This window comes from Haloarcula sp. JP-L23 (genome assembly GCF_011602445.1).
GTDB lineage: Archaea > Halobacteriota > Halobacteria > Halobacteriales > Haloarculaceae > Haloarcula > Haloarcula pellucida.
Genome location: NZ_CP050014.1, coordinates 1,590,659 through 1,604,494 on the forward strand (window position 1 = coordinate 1,590,659; position 13,836 = coordinate 1,604,494).

Sequence of the window (13,836 nt, forward strand, 5' to 3'; positions counted from 1 at the left end):
GCCACCGACCGTCGTAGCTACTGACATGTTCGCAGACCGCTCGGACGCCGGTGACCGACTCGCCGACGAACTCCGGCGGCAGGACGTCGAGGCGGACATCGTGCTGGCTATCCCCCGCGGTGGGCTCCCTGTCGCGCGTCCCGTCGCGGACGCACTCGGCGTCCCCTTAGACGTCGTCGTCGCCCGCAAGGTGGGCGCGCCGGGGAACCCGGAACTGGCCGTCGCGGCCGTCGCCGACGACGGGACGACGTGGCGCAACGAGTCACTCATCGGTTCGCTCGACCTGACGACCGACTACCTGGAGAGCCAGACCGAACACGAACAGCGCGCGGCCAAAGAGAAGTTCGACCGCTACCGCGCCGACCGGCCGCCGCTGGACCTCTCTGGCAAGCGGGTCCTCGTCGTCGACGACGGCCTCGCGACGGGCGCGACGATGCGGGCCTGCGTCGAACGGATCAAAGCGTCGGGAGCCGCGAGCGTCGTCGTCGGGGTGCCGGTGTCCTCGCCGGAGACGGCCGACGCCGTCGCACGCGTCACGGACGGCCTCGTCACGCTGGAGGAGCCGACGAACTTCAGTGCCGTCGGGCAGTTCTACCGGGACTTCTCGCAGGTCACGGACGAGGAGGCGATGGCGCTGTTAGAGTAGTCGCTCGACCGTCTCACGCACCGCACGCGCGGCGGTTCGCACGTCCGAGAGCCTGACGTACTCACGCTTCGAGTGCGCGACGGCGCCCACCTCGTCGGTGAGGACGCCCGGCCCGAACACGACCGTCGGGGCCTGCTGAGCGAAGTAGGAGGCCTCCGTCGCCGCCTCGAACGGCCTGACCGTACCGCCGCTGGCTTCCTGCAAGGTCCGGACCAGTTCCGCGTCGGGGTCCGTCGCGAACGCCTCCGGGAACGGCGTGTCGGGTCGGATGAGCGCCACGTCGAGGTCCATCGCGTCGGGGAGCCACTGCCGGAGGTGGGCCTCCAGATCCGCACAGAACGCGTCGCTCGTCTCCGGCGGGACGCTCCGCCGGTCGAAGGTGATGGTGCACTCGGCGGGCACCTGATTGGTCGCCTCACCCCCCTCCACCATCGACGGCGTCAGGATGGGGCGACCCAGCGTCTCGTGGTCGTCCGGTCCCTCCGTTTCATCGTAACTCTCCATCGCTTGCAGAATCGGCGCAGCAGCACGAATAGCGTTCAGCCCGCTCCCCGGGTCGGCGGCGTGGGCGCTCTCGCCGTGGATAGTGACGGTCCCCTCGAACTGGCCCTTCGCCGCCGTACACACGTCCAGTCCCGTCGGTTCGCCCACTATGTAGCCGTCGGCGTCGATAGTCTCGGCGAGGTGTGCGCCGCCGGTCTGCGTGGTCTCCTCGTCGATGGAGACGGCGAGCGTCACCGCGCCGTCCTCGGGGTCGACGGTGAGGAAGGCGTCCAGCAGCGCCGCGAGCGGTCCCTTCGCGTCGCACGAACCGCGGCCACAGACCACGTCGCCCTCGCCCGCGTCCTCGCTCCCGTCGACTGCCTCGTCACCGGGTCGCTCCGTCCGTCGCTCGTAGGGAACGTGTGGCGGCACGGTGTCGATGTGGGTGTTGAGGACCAGATGCGTGTCGGCGCTCGCGGCGGCCTCGTGGTCGGCCGCGCCGCGCGTGGCGACGACGTTGCCGAGGTCGTCCACGCTCGCGGCTACGTCGGCCGCGTCGAGGGTGTCGAGCAGGACCGTCCGCATCTCGTCGACCGACTCGGTGGAGTCCGTCTCGACGGCCCGCCGGTGGAAGTCCGCGAGGTCGAACGTCGCGCTCATCGCTCCAGACTCGTCACGTCGTCGAGCGTCTCTCGCTCGCGGACGACGCGCGTCTCGCCGCCCTCGATAGCCACCTCGGCCGGTCGGGGTTGGGAGTGGAACTGGTTGGCCAGTTCGTAGCCGTACGCGCCGGCGTTGCCGATGGCGAGCAGGTCCTCGCGCTCCGGGCGAGCGATTGGTCGGTCGGTACAGAACACGTCGGCGCTCGTACAGCACGGGCCGCCGACGGAGACGGGGTCGGCCTCGCGGTCGGGCGCGGTGACGTTCCGAATCGGGTGGTACGACCCGAACATCGCCGGGCGGATGAGCGTCGCCAGCGAGGCGTCGACGCCGACGACGGTTGCTGCGGGCGTCTCCTTGACGGTGTTGACCTCGGTGAGGATGAGTTCCGCGTCGGCGACGACGTAGCGGCCCGGTTCGAGTTTGATCTGGGCGTCCAGTTCCCCCACGGCGTCGCGGACCTTCTCACCGACGACCTGCATGTCGAGTGGCTCCTCGTCCTCGCGGTACGGGACGCCGAACCCGCCGCCGAAGTCCACGAACTCCAGCGGCGTGACTTCGGTCTCTATCTGCCGGCCCATGTCTGCGACCTTCCCGATGGCTCGACAGTGGTCGTCTAGGTCGTCGTGGAGGACGCCGCTCCCCGCGTGGGCGTGGATGCCGACGAGGTCGAACCGCTCGGCCACGTCTTCGGCCACCTCGGGTACCTGCTCGTACGGGATGCCGAACTTCGCGTCCTTGCCGGTGGCGACCTTCTCGTGGTGGCCCGTGCCGATGCCGGGGTTGACGCGGATGGCGACGCGGCCGTCGTAGCCGCGTGCTTCGAGGCGGTCGAACGTGTCCCGGGCGCCGCCGGTGATGGTCAGTCCGGGGTGGTCTTCAGCGAGGTCGACGGCGTAGTCGAGGTCGCGGTCCGGCGGGTTGACGGCGGTGTACTGCAACGTATCCGGGTCCGCACCGGCGTCGATTGCACGCTGGAGTTCCCCCCACGCGGCACACTCGATGTCGGCGCCGGTCTCCAGCAGTTTCGAGAGGACTGCGCGGCCGGTGTGGGCCTTCGCCGCGTACATCACGTGGGCGTCGGGGAACGCCGACGCGAATCGCTCGTAGTTCTCGGCGACGCGGTCCACGTCGAGCACGTACAGCGGCGTCCCGTGTTCGGCCGCGAGTCGACCGAGTCGGTCGTGGTCCCAGTCCGCGAGGCGGCGGACGGGCGGCGAGTCGTGACTCATTGGCCGTACAACGGCGACGGCGGCTAACAAGGGTTCCGCTTCGGCGTATCGGCCGGCGCCAGCGGCGGCCACGCTTTCGCGTCACGTCCCGACACGGCTAGCAGACTTGTCATATCCGAATTATTTCTGAGAGCGTCGGGCGGCGATCCACCGAGACGCCAGTCGGGCGGTAGTAAGTCACTCGTACGCGGCGACAGTGGCGACCCGTCGTCCGGACTCGGTCGTCGGGACGACTCGGTGGTCGGCGGAGATAGACCCTGACTAGCCTTTCGGGCCGGTGCCAGCGACAGCACGTGTCAGCAAATACTTATTACTCGGCTGAGGGTAGCTTCGCCCATGAGTCTCCCAGCAGCCACCGTCTGGCGGCGAGTAGTCGCCCTCTCATTCGCCCTCGTCCTCCTCCTGTCGGTCGGCAGCGGCGTCGCCGCCGCCCAGTCCTTTCAGGGGGCGGCCGGTACCGTCGTCGTCGGCCCGGACGAGACGTACGACAGCATCGAAGGCATCGCCGGCACGGTCATCGTCCGCGGCACCGTCACCGGCGACGTCTCGACGGCCGCCGGGACCGTCCACGTCACGGAGAGCGGCACCGTCGGCGGGAACGTCCAGACCGCTGCCGGCACCGTCCGCATCGACGGGAACGTCGCCGGCGACGTGAACGCCGCCGGAAGCACGGTCGAAATCGGCGAGACGGCCCGTATCGGTGGGTCCCTCGAATCGGGCGCGGCGTACCTCTCCATCGACGGCACCGTCGACGGTGACGTGACTGCCGGGGCCGAGACTATCGTCCTCGGGCCGAACGCGCAGGTGGCCGGGGACTTCCGCTACGACGCCGAGACGTTCACCCGCGACCCCGACGCCAGCGTCGGTGGTTCCGTCGTCCAGGACGCCTCCATCCGCGACAGTGCCGGACCGACGTTCGGAGGCCTCGCGGTCCCGGGATGGCTCGGCACCATCTACGGGCTGTTCGCGAACCTGTTGCTCGGCGTCGTCCTGCTGGCCGCCTTCCCCGCGTTCTCCACCCGCGTGGCCGAGCGTGTCGCCGACGACCCCGTGAAGTCTGGCGGTATCGGCCTGTTGACGCTGGTAGCCGTCCCGCTCGCCCTCATAGTCCTCGCGGCCACTATCGTCGGCATCCCACTCTCGCTGGTCGGCGCGGTGGCGTTTGGCATCAGCGTGTGGGTCGCCGTCGTCTACGGCCAGTACGCCGTCGGCGCGTGGGCCCTCTCGCTCGCGGACGGCGACAACCGCTGGGTCGCGCTCGTGGTCGGCCTCCTCGGGTTCGCTATCCTCGGTGCCGTTCCGGTGCTGGGCGGCGTCCTCGAACTGGTCGCACTCCTGCTGGGTCTCGGGGCGCTCGCACTCACGCTGCAGGAAGCCTACGGCGGTCGCAGAGAGACCTCCGGCGGCCGACAGGCGACACTCGACGAAACGACGAGTGACACGTCGACGGCCTAACTCTCCTCGGTGACGTCGACACTCGCTCGCGAGTGGTCGTGGACGACGGCGTAGGTCGCCCCGAGGAGGACGCCGTAGACGACGTGAGCGACGCCCACCGAGACGACGACGAGGAAGGTACCGAGTAGCCCCGGTAGCGGCACCAGTGGCTCCGGGAACGACTGGACGCCCAGCGCTTGCATCGAGACGGGCAACAACACCCCCGTCGAGAGCAGACCGATAGCGGCGGCGTAGACGACGCCGGCCGCGACGTACTCGGCCAGTTCAGTCGTCTGCTCGTCGACCAACGGATGCGAGACGAGGAGGCTGAACACCACGCCGGCGAGGACGCTGTTCAGCAGGTGGACGGCCCAGCCACCGACCACCGTCGGCCACCCGTAGAGCGCGCCCACGAACGGCATGAGGTTCGCACCGGCGTGGAAGACGATTCCCATTCCGACGCCGCCGACGAGTCCGCCAGCGGCGCCCGCACCCCACTCGTACCGGAGCGAGTGTGCGAGACGTGCGATGACGAGTCGCTCGCTCATACCGACCACTATGCGAGTTGGTAACAAATATACAACAGATAGTGGGGAGCCGTCCGTGTGGGTAACACGCGCTTACGCTCCGGCACTCGATGGAGAACGTGGTCTATCTGCTCGCTACTACTCACGGCTCCCTTCGGTCGCTGCTCGAAACCCGAGGGGGTACTCTCCCCTGCTTAGTCTCTGAGCGCGTCCTCTCGCTCCGTCGCCTCGAGCGTCTCCTCCTCGACGTCGGTGGCGACGACGGCGGGCTTGTACGCGCCGCCGGGGATGAGGTCGTTCTCGCCGACCGAGGAGTCGACGAAGCGCTGGAACGCACGCCGCTCGGGCGGCAGTTCGCCGTAGATGACCTCGTCCTCGACGAGGTCGTAGACGGGGATGCGCGGCGTCAGGAGCGTGTTCTCGCCGACGATGCTTCCCTCGCCGACGACGAACCCGCTGGTCACCCGGCAGCCGGCACCGAGCGAGACGTCGTCCTCGACGATGACCGGCGCGCTCTCGACCGGTTCGAGGACGCCGCCGATGAGCGTGTTCGCGCCGAGTTTGACGTTCTCGCCGATCTGGGCACAAGAGCCGACGGTGTCACAGGAGTCGATGAGGGTGCCGTCGCCGACGTGTGCGCCGATGTTGACGAACGACGGGGACATCATGATGCAGTCCTCGCCGAGGTACGCGCCCCGGCGGATGGTCGTCCCGTCGGGCGTGTTCCGGGTGCCGCGCTCGCCGAGGTCACCGGTGTCGCGGAGGGGAAGCACGTCGTGGTACTTGACCCCGCCGTACTCTCGGCTGTGGGTCTTCCGGAACGCGAAGTTGAGCAGGATGCCCTGCTTGACCCACTCGTTGGCCTGCCACTCGCCGTCGACCTTCTCGGCGGCGCGGACGTCGCCGTTCTCCAGTGCGGCGAGGAACGCATCGAGCGTGTCCAGTTGCGGCGGTTCGACGTCCTCTACGGTGGCTCCCTGTTCGTACGCTGTCCAGAGGTCCCCGATGTTCTGTTCGAGGTCTTGTCCGAGCATCTTGACCGTCGGTACCGCCTCCGGACGTATAGCGACCGGGGATTTCGACCGGTCACGGCGACGACACCTTGCTGGGGAAATCGGCGTTCGAAAACCGGCGGAATCTCAGTCCGACCCTTCGCCCGGAACGTAGCCGCAGTCCGGACAGAGTCCGACGCTGGTCGCTATCTCGAACTCGCCGGAACAGTGGGGGCACTTCGACGCTGGCAGTCGACCGCTGTGTTGCGTAGCCATACCTGTCGCTCCGGCGCCGGTTCGTATAAGGCTATGCGTTATATTGACCGAACTGTATTAGGCTGTCGAAGGGGCCTAGGAGGCGTCGACGACCTCGCCGAACTCGTACTGTCCGGCGTCGCGGCCGACGAGCCACGTCGCCGCGTCCAGCGCGCCCGCCGCAAAGACGCCGCGGTCCTCGGCCCGGTGTGAGAGAGACAGCACTTCGTCGTTGCCCGCGAGGATGAGTTCGTGTTCGCCGCGGATGTCGCCCGCTCGACGGGCGAAGACGCCGATTTCGTCCTCGTCACGTGGCGCGTGTCCCTCGCGGCCGTAGACTGGGTCGACGTCCCGCTCTTCCTGAATCGTCGCGAGGATGCTGTTTGCCGTGCCCGACGGCGCGTCGACCTTGCCGTTGTGATGGCTCTCCATGAGTTCGAGGTCGTAGTCGTCCAGCGCGCGGACGGCCTCGCCGACGAGTCGCTGAAGCACCTGAATCCCCTGCGAGAAGTTGCTCGCCTTCAGGAGCGGCACCTCCGCGCTGACGGCGGCGAAGTGGTCGAGGCCGTCCTCGTCGAACCCGGTAGTGCCGACGACCATCGCGACGCCCGTCTCGGCACAGGCGTCGGCGACGGTCAGCGCGCCCTCGGGGGCCGCGAAGTCGACGACCACCTCGACGTCGTACTCCCGGAGCGCGTCGGCCGCCTCGTCGGGATGGACGACCGGGACGCCGTGGGCCCGTTCGACGTCGCTCGTGGCGAATCCGACGACGACCTCGACGTCGCGGTCGGCGGCCGTCTCGACGACGGCACCGCCCATCCGGCCGGTGAGGCCGTTGACGGCGACCCGCGTCATCGCTCTATCTCCGCGTACTCGTCTTCGAGGTCCTCGTCCTCAAGCACCGCGAGTACGTCACGCAGGTCGTCGAGGTGTTCCTCGGAGAGGCGCGTCAGGGGTGACCGGACGTGTGCGGGTCCGTAGCCGCGGATGCGCATGGCCTCCTTGACCGGGATGGGGTTCGTCTCGACGAACAGCGTACGGAACAGCGGCCCCAGTTCGTGGTGGATGGCCCGAGCGCGCTCGTAGTCCTCGGCCAGTGCCGCGCCGACCATCGCACAGGTCCGCTCGGGTTCGACGTTCGCGGAGACGGAGATACAGCCGTGACCACCGACAGCGAGGATGGGGAGGGTCATGCCGTCGTCGCCCGACAGCACCGTGAACTCCTCGTCACGCGTGCGCTCGATGATCTCCGAGATCTGGTTCATGTCGCCGCTGGCGGCCTTGAACGCGCGGATGTTCTCGTGGCTCGCCAGTTCGACGGCCGTGTCCGGTTCGATGTTGCGTCCGGTGCGCGAGGGGACGTTGTAGACGATCTGCGGGCAGTCGACCTCGTCGGCGATGGTCGTGTAGTGGTCGATAAGGCCCTGCTGTTCGGGCTTGTTGTAGTACGGCGAGATGAGCAAGAGAGCGTCCGCACCGGCGTCGGCGGCCCGCTGAGAGAGCGAGAGCGCCTCGCGGGTGTTGTTCGACCCGGTGCCGGCGATGACCGGCACGTCGTCGACGGCGTCGATGACGGCCTCGACGACCTCGACGTGTTCGTCGTGGGTCATCGTCGCGGACTCGCCCGTAGAGCCGACCGGGACGAGGCCGTCGACGCCCGCCGCTTCGAGTCGCTGGGCGTCTGCTCGGAGTGTCTCGAAGTCGATACTGCGGTCCTCGTCGTCGTTGAACGGCGTACACATCGCGGGGTAGACGCCGTGGAAATCGATTGCTGTCATTGCTGAGTGCTGTGGTGTCGCTGTGGGATATGTGGTCCGGTTGCAGGCGGTGCGGGAGAAATCGACCCGTGACGGGGGCGCCACGCCCGCCGCGAGTCAGTAGTTGTGCGTGCGCTTACGTTTCGAGCGGACGCAGACGCCGCTGACGACCGGTCCGTCCGTGGCGTGAGAGCGGCGTCGCATGCTTGTGTGACAGACCGTGAGGGACTTAGCTGTTGTGTTCTTTCCTGTTCATCCGAAAACCTATCCGAGAGGGGCCGCCAAATCCAGTTATGACCGTATCACACCCGGGTCAGCGCGTCGCCGTCCTCGCCGACGCGCAGAACCTCTATCACACCGCCCGGAGTCTCTACACGCGGAACATCGACTACTCGGCTCTGCTGGAGGCGGCCGTCGACGGCCGGGAACTCACTCGTGCTATCGCGTACGTCATCCGTGCGGACTCACCCGAAGAAGAGACGTTCTTCGAGGCGCTCGTCGACATCGGCTTCGAGACGCGTATCAAGGAGATAAAGACGTTCCAGGACGGGTCGAAGAAGGCCGACTGGGACGTGGGGATGAGTCTCGACGCCGTCACGCTGGCGAAACACAACGACGCCGTCGTCCTCTGTACCGGCGACGGCGACTTCGCTCGGGTCTGTCGCTACGTTCGTCACGAGGGCTGTCGCATCGAGGCGATGGGCTTCGAGGAGTCCTCTTCGGAGGACCTGAAAGACGCCGTCGACGGGTTCGTCGACCTGAGCGAGGACCCGGACCGGTTCCTGCTGTAGTGGTCACTCACGAGCAGTCGGTCTCGGCGAATATACGCTGTCGGGCTTAGACCGGGCGACCGTCTTCGGAGGTGCCAACGAGGAGCGCACCCGCCGCCAGCCCCAGCGCCGCGACGCCGGCGGCGACGGCCGGGATGGCGACGTCTATCGGTCCTGTCCCGAGGATGAGCGCCGTGCTGACAAACAGCAACAGCGCACCCAGTATCACTTTTCGGTTGTCGGTAGCCATTGTACCCCTCGCTTTGCGTTCATCCGGTATAAATTTCCCCAAAACCGACGGACGGGGGTGCGTTAGACAGTCACAAACACCACAGTATTGCGGCTTCCTGTCACTTCGATGCCAGGATGGTGGGTCTGCCGCCGGACCGAAAGGGGGTTGGTGTCCCGGCCGTGAACACCGCCAATGAGCGAGAGCGAGTACCGTGGCCTCCGCCGCGGCGCAGACTACCAGTTCGGCCGCGGCGCGGGCCGGGCCCTGTTCCCGTCGGTCGACGCTATCGAGGTAACGCACACGAGTTCCGGCCGGCCGCGACAGGTCATCGCCGAGGACGGCCGTCTGGTCACCTACGGCACCGACGGCCGCTACACGCTGGGGCTTGCCGGCGGCCACCGCCTGCACGCGCACTTCGAAGCGCCGCGCCATCGCGTCGTCGTCGGCGACGAGAGCGAACCGTTCGTCCGCGAGGGGCGCAACGCCTTCGCGAAGTTCGTCCAGCAGGCCGACCCCGACCTGCGTCCCGGCGACGAGGCGCTGGTCGTCCACGAGGACGGCGACTTGCTGGCCGTCGGGCGCGCGGAACTGCCGGGCCACGGGATGACCGACTTCGAGACGGGGATGGCCGTGAAGGTTCGCCGTGGTGCCGACGGCGACTGAACAAAGCACTTATTCGACCGCTCGGAAGTGCGGATATGCGCCGCCGTCAGGTCCTCACGGCCGCCGCCCTCTCCGCCGCATCGCTCGCCGGGTGCACGGGTCCCGGTGCGACCCACTCTCCTACCGACGACCAGCGAGACACTGGGACCGACGAACCGACGGCGACCGCGCCGGTGACTCCTCCCGAGAACGACCCGATTCTGTTCGTCCTGCGTAACCAGAGCGGCGCCCAGCGGACGGTGTCGCTCACGCTGACTGGCCCCGACGGTCGGCGACACCTCGACGAATCCGTCACGCTCGGGAACGGCGACATCCGCGAGTACGACAGCGGCATCCGCTCGCCCGGTGACTACGAACTCGCGGTGACCGTCGAGAACGGGCCGGACCGAACGATGACGCTCTATATCGAGGCCTACGACGTCCGGATGGGGTCGAACCACCTCGTCACGGTCCACCCGGACGAAATCGACGTGTTCTGGGAGGAGTGACTACTGATAGGCGTCCGCGAACACCTGTTCGCGCCGCAGCAGTTCCTCGACGCCGTGGTCCAGCAGACCCTCGCCGAGGCCGGTCGCGCGGTAGTAGGAGTACAGCCCTTCGCTGTCGGGTTCCTTGCGCTTGCGGTTCTCCACGAGGCCGACGTCGACCAGCGTGTCGAGGTGGTGGTGGAGCGTGTTTCCGGGCAGGTCCAGCGCCTCGCGAAGCTCTTTGGCGCTCATCGAGCCGTCGCGTTTCAGCCGATAGAGGATGCGAAAGCGCGTCTCGTTGCCGACGGCGCGTTGCATCGCCATGTACTCCTCGAACGTGAGGACGCCCCCCTCTGGCAGGAGGTCCGCTGGGTCGGCCGGCCCGGTCCCCTCCTCGGGTGTCTTGATGCCCATCTGTCTACCCGTAACTCGTGGCGCGACCGACATAACGGTTGTTGAGTCAGCCGACGCTGAGTAACGCCGTGTTTTATATACTATCCGGGAGTGGCCCCGATATGCGCGCCCGCATCAAGTCCTCGCTCGGCGAGGTGGCCTACGGCGACTTCCTCGTCTACCTGATGGGTCCGTACACCACCTTCGACGTCGAGAAGCTGGTTCCCGACAGCGTCGACCCGGCGGCCGTCTCGCTCCCGGCCGCGAGGGCCGACGACGACGAACTCGACGAGATGATGGCGACACTTCGGCGCGTGCAGGGACGTCTCCGAGAGAACCCCGGCGTCAACGCCTTCCTCGCCGTCGACCCGGAGATACCGCTCTCGGAGATGGACGCCGCGAGCCAGAGCATCGCCTTCGCCCGGGCCAGCAACGCGACGCTGTTCGTCGTCCCGGGACTGGGCGACAAACTGGGCGTCGGGATGGAAGTCGGGTCGGTACTCGAAGACATGGACGAAACCGACCGCGAACGGGTGCTGTTCGCCCACGAGGACGCCGTCTCCAGCGCGATGATTCGCAGCATCGGCCAGCGCTGGGACGCCCGCGTCGTCAGTTACGCCGACGAGGACGAACTGATAGTCGCCGTCCGGCAGTTCGTCGCCGACCTGATGAACCGCGAACTGTACGGTGACCTGCCCCGGAAGACGACGGACGACGGTGCGTGAGAGCGGACGGCCACACCGAGGTGTGGGCCGTTCGGTAGCTGTCTCATCGGTTGCCGTCCCGGTCGCGCGGCGCGCGACCGGCCTTTTTCGCCCACGTTTTTGCGCGGGGGTTGAGGGCGCGACGCGCCCGATGCCCCCGTCGAAAAAGGTGGGTCGCTAGCCTTTTTTATCCAGAACGCGCAGTCCGGAGTATGTTTGGAGGCGGCGGCGGGGGCATGAACCCTCGCAAGATGAAGCAGATGATGGAACAGATGGGCATCGACATGGACGACATCGATGCCGAAGAGGTAATCATCCGAACACCGGACGAGGAACTCGTCTTTACCGACGCGGAGGTCCAGTTGATGGAAGCGCAGGGCCAGAAGACGTATCAGGTCGTCGGCGACCCCGAGACCCGCGAACGGGGCGCCGGAAGCGACGACGTGGCCGGCGACAGCGAGACGGCCGAGAGCGGTGACGACGGAACCGTGGTCGACGCCGACGACGTCGAACTCGTCGCGATGCGAACGGGTGTGGACGAGGAGACGGCCCGCGAGGCCCTCGAAGACAACGACGGCGACCTCGCGGACGCCGTCGACCAACTGGAGTAACGTGTCCTACCTGTTCGTCCACGAGGACCGCGAGTACCTGCTGGACCCGGGCGAGCGCTTCGAATCGGACCTCGGCATTCTGGAGGTCCCCGAAGACGTCGAACCCGGCGACGTCGTGGAGACGCATCTGGGAACCGGCTTTACCGTCCGACGCCTCCGCGGCCCGGACCTGTTCAATCACCTCGAACGGACCGGCGCGCCGATGATGCCCCGCGACGTGGGCCTCGTCGTCGGCAAGACGGGCGTCGCCGCGGGCGACCGAGTCCTCGACGCGGGGACCGGGACCGGCATCCTCAGCGCGTACATGGGTCGACTGGGTGCCGACGTCGTGACCTACGAGATAGACCCCGAGTTCGCCGAGGTGGCCCGCGAGAACATGGCGGTGGCCGGCGTCGAGGACGCCGTCGAGGTCCGAACCGGCGACGTGACCGACGACCTCGACGAACTCTCGGGCTTCGACGTGGTCACGCTCGACACCGAGGACGCGCCGACCGTCGTCGAGCGAACGCCGACGTTGCTCGACCGCGGTGGATCGCTCGCGGTGTACTCCCCGTTCGTCGAGAACACGCGCGAGGTCGTCGTTGCGGCCACCGAGGTGGGCCTCGACAACGTCGAGACGCTCGACACCATCCAGCGCGAGATGGACTTCGACGACCGAGGCTCGCGGCCGTCCACCGGTGGGGTCGGCCACACCGGCTACCTCACCTTCGCCCGTCGTCCCTGAAAAATCAGGTCGACTCTCCCTGTCCCGGATTAGTTGGGCCGTGGTTTCAAGCCCCATTGACACGTACGTGTGGGTGTATGAGCGAAGCCGAGGCTCCAGACGAGACGACGACGTGGCCCGAACTCGCTATCGGACTGTACGACCGGCTCACCGGCCGTAACGCCGAGATAACCTACGAGTTCGAGGACATGGAAGTCGACGTACCGAGCAAGACCGGCGACGACGCCGACTACGCACACTGGCGTGTCGACGGCACGCTGACTATTACTACCCGCGAGAACGAGTGACTACGACGACCGAGCGGCGGAACCGCGAGCCAATCGAGACCGTTGCAGAGCTACTGGACGCGATAGAGGACCGGCCGTCCCTCGGCGTCGAAGCGGACCTCGACGTCGAGGTGGACGGCTACGGGCTGACTGTCGTCGGCTACGACGACGTCGTCGCCGTCGACCTCCCGTCGCTCCTCGCCGCCCTCTCGCTGTGGCGTCGGCTCCCGGCCGATACGATGGACGTGGCGGCCGCGTTGGCCTCCGTTGGACTAACTGTCGAAGTACAGGCCCGTGGCGTCCCGGTCGCGCGCATCGGAGCGGCCGCCGACCCGAGTCCCGTGGCTCGCCGTCTCGGACTCGGCCCCGTCGAACTCGTTCCGGAGGGGCCAGTACTGGCCGCCGTCACTCGACGGCGCGGATGAGCGAGAGCAGGTCGTCGCGGTACTCGCTGGGTCGGCGTCGGAGCCGTTCGGGCGGGTCGTCGACGCCGAGTAACTCGCCGATGGCGTCGTCGGGATAGGCGCCGGCGGCGATGCGGAACCCGTCACCGTGCCAGACCCCGACCCATCCCGTTATCGACAGCGTCGCGTCGGTCTCGGGGAGCGGCATCGACGCCGTGTACGTCCGGAGCCTCGCCCGGGCACCGCTGTCGGTCCGAATCCGCTCCCGTCGACCGCGCTCGACGTCTTCGAAGCCACGGTCACGCAGTTCGTCGGCGAACGTCGAGTTGGCCTCCGAACGGACTGTCGGGAGAATCATGGCCGGGCCGATACCCGGTGTCAGCGGGGGACGGAAGGTCAGCGCCGTCGCGAAGAAGAAGCGCCACTGGTAGTCGACGCCGGCGGCGGCCTCGGCCGCCGCACGCGTGCGCACGTCATCGTACAGTTTCGTCGCGCCGACGACGCTGGCCGTCGGCAGTTTGAACACCGTCTCGACGCTCTCGTCTGTCAGTTCCCACCCCTCTTCGCGCAGGTGGTCTGCGGGAACGTCTGGAAACGAGGCGTCGTCGGACACGCT

General features: G+C 67.6%; 20 protein-coding genes. 10 read left to right on the top strand and 10 right to left on the bottom strand.

Annotated features, from left to right (window positions below; all coding sequences use genetic code 11):
- Positions 1-25: 25 nt before the first annotated feature.
- Positions 26-646, top strand: coding sequence for a phosphoribosyltransferase (locus G9465_RS08050; RefSeq protein ID WP_166968784.1), 621 nt, complete (start codon positions 26-28; stop codon positions 644-646).
- On the opposite strand, the gene G9465_RS08055 is transcribed toward G9465_RS08050, so the two are convergent.
- Both G9465_RS08055 and lysA read right to left on the bottom strand, forming a co-directional pair.
- Entirely contained in the window at positions 638-1,789 is a 1,152-nt protein-coding gene (locus G9465_RS08055) for a M20 family metallopeptidase (protein WP_166968786.1), read from the bottom strand. The genes G9465_RS08050 and G9465_RS08055 overlap by 9 nt on opposite strands.
- Positions 1,786-3,021, bottom strand: coding sequence for a diaminopimelate decarboxylase (gene lysA / locus G9465_RS08060; RefSeq protein WP_166968788.1), 1,236 nt, complete (start codon positions 3,019-3,021; stop codon positions 1,786-1,788). Before lysA ends, G9465_RS08055 begins: the two co-directional genes overlap by 4 nt.
- Positions 3,022-3,357: 336 nt before the next feature.
- On the opposite strand from lysA, the gene G9465_RS08065 reads away from it, so the two are divergent.
- Entirely contained in the window at positions 3,358-4,476 is a 1,119-nt protein-coding gene (locus tag G9465_RS08065; RefSeq protein ID WP_166968790.1) for a polymer-forming cytoskeletal protein, read from the top strand.
- On the opposite strand, the gene G9465_RS08070 is transcribed toward G9465_RS08065, so the two are convergent.
- The 5 genes from G9465_RS08070 to dapA all read right to left on the bottom strand — a co-directional run bounded on the left by G9465_RS08070 (position 4,473) and on the right by dapA (position 8,007).
- The gene (locus G9465_RS08070) at positions 4,473-5,003 is read right to left on the bottom strand and encodes a hypothetical protein (RefSeq protein ID WP_227015760.1); all 531 of its coding nucleotides are present in this window, start codon (positions 5,001-5,003) and stop codon (positions 4,473-4,475) included. The genes G9465_RS08065 and G9465_RS08070 overlap by 4 nt on opposite strands.
- Before the next feature lie 173 nt (positions 5,004-5,176).
- Positions 5,177-6,016 carry a 2,3,4,5-tetrahydropyridine-2,6-dicarboxylate N-succinyltransferase gene (locus G9465_RS08075; RefSeq protein WP_166968792.1) on the bottom strand — a complete coding sequence of 280 codons (840 nt, stop codon included), beginning with the start codon at positions 6,014-6,016 and terminating at the stop codon, positions 5,177-5,179.
- A 105-nt stretch (positions 6,017-6,121) separates the two neighbouring features.
- Positions 6,122-6,250 carry a hypothetical protein gene (locus G9465_RS26045; protein ID WP_255491975.1) on the bottom strand — a complete coding sequence of 43 codons (129 nt, stop codon included), beginning with the start codon at positions 6,248-6,250 and terminating at the stop codon, positions 6,122-6,124.
- Between the two features lie 75 nt (positions 6,251-6,325).
- Complete coding sequence (gene dapB / locus G9465_RS08080; protein WP_166968794.1) at positions 6,326-7,084, bottom strand: 4-hydroxy-tetrahydrodipicolinate reductase; 759 nt, start codon at positions 7,082-7,084, stop codon at positions 6,326-6,328.
- Complete coding sequence (gene dapA, locus G9465_RS08085; protein WP_166968796.1) at positions 7,081-8,007, bottom strand: 4-hydroxy-tetrahydrodipicolinate synthase; 927 nt, start codon at positions 8,005-8,007, stop codon at positions 7,081-7,083. The genes dapB and dapA overlap by 4 nt, the downstream gene beginning before the upstream one ends.
- 272 nt (positions 8,008-8,279) lie before the next feature.
- On the opposite strand from dapA, the gene G9465_RS08090 reads away from it, so the two are divergent.
- Positions 8,280-8,777: an NYN domain-containing protein gene (locus G9465_RS08090; protein WP_166968798.1), complete on the top strand. Its 498-nt coding sequence runs from the start codon at positions 8,280-8,282 to the stop codon at positions 8,775-8,777.
- A 46-nt stretch (positions 8,778-8,823) separates the two neighbouring features.
- Here the strand turns inward: G9465_RS08090 and G9465_RS08095 are convergent, their stop codons facing one another.
- On the bottom strand, positions 8,824-9,006 hold the full coding sequence (locus G9465_RS08095; RefSeq protein ID WP_166968800.1) for a hypothetical protein: 183 nt from the start codon (positions 9,004-9,006) through the stop codon (positions 8,824-8,826).
- Between the two features lie 174 nt (positions 9,007-9,180).
- Between G9465_RS08095 and G9465_RS08100 the strand changes: the two genes are divergently transcribed.
- Both G9465_RS08100 and G9465_RS08105 read left to right on the top strand, forming a co-directional pair.
- Positions 9,181-9,651, top strand: coding sequence for a PUA domain-containing protein (locus G9465_RS08100; protein ID WP_166968802.1), 471 nt, complete (start codon positions 9,181-9,183; stop codon positions 9,649-9,651).
- Positions 9,652-9,686: 35 nt separating this feature from the next.
- Positions 9,687-10,139, top strand: coding sequence for a hypothetical protein (locus G9465_RS08105; RefSeq protein ID WP_166968804.1), 453 nt, complete (start codon positions 9,687-9,689; stop codon positions 10,137-10,139).
- On the opposite strand, the gene G9465_RS08110 is transcribed toward G9465_RS08105, so the two are convergent.
- On the bottom strand, positions 10,140-10,532 hold the full coding sequence (locus tag G9465_RS08110) for a transcriptional regulator (RefSeq protein ID WP_166968806.1): 393 nt from the start codon (positions 10,530-10,532) through the stop codon (positions 10,140-10,142).
- Positions 10,533-10,633: 101 nt separating this feature from the next.
- On the opposite strand from G9465_RS08110, the gene G9465_RS08115 reads away from it, so the two are divergent.
- From G9465_RS08115 to G9465_RS08135, 5 genes are all read left to right on the top strand, one after another.
- Complete coding sequence (locus tag G9465_RS08115) at positions 10,634-11,236, top strand: hypothetical protein (protein WP_166968808.1); 603 nt, start codon at positions 10,634-10,636, stop codon at positions 11,234-11,236.
- A 191-nt stretch (positions 11,237-11,427) separates the two neighbouring features.
- Positions 11,428-11,826 carry a nascent polypeptide-associated complex protein gene (locus G9465_RS08120; protein WP_166968810.1) on the top strand — a complete coding sequence of 133 codons (399 nt, stop codon included), beginning with the start codon at positions 11,428-11,430 and terminating at the stop codon, positions 11,824-11,826.
- A gap of 1 nt (position 11,827) precedes the next feature.
- Complete coding sequence (locus G9465_RS08125; RefSeq protein WP_166968812.1) at positions 11,828-12,550, top strand: methyltransferase domain-containing protein; 723 nt, start codon at positions 11,828-11,830, stop codon at positions 12,548-12,550.
- A gap of 77 nt (positions 12,551-12,627) precedes the next feature.
- Complete coding sequence (locus G9465_RS08130) at positions 12,628-12,837, top strand: hypothetical protein (RefSeq protein WP_166968814.1); 210 nt, start codon at positions 12,628-12,630, stop codon at positions 12,835-12,837.
- A complete protein-coding gene (locus G9465_RS08135; protein WP_227015761.1) occupies positions 12,834-13,241 on the top strand; it encodes a hypothetical protein in 408 nt (135 codons plus the stop codon). The genes G9465_RS08130 and G9465_RS08135 overlap by 4 nt, the downstream gene beginning before the upstream one ends.
- Here G9465_RS08135 and G9465_RS08140 read toward each other — a convergent pair.
- Positions 13,222-13,833: a hypothetical protein gene (locus G9465_RS08140; RefSeq protein ID WP_166968816.1), complete on the bottom strand. Its 612-nt coding sequence runs from the start codon at positions 13,831-13,833 to the stop codon at positions 13,222-13,224. The genes G9465_RS08135 and G9465_RS08140 overlap by 20 nt on opposite strands.
- Between the last annotated feature and the right edge of the window lie 3 nt (positions 13,834-13,836).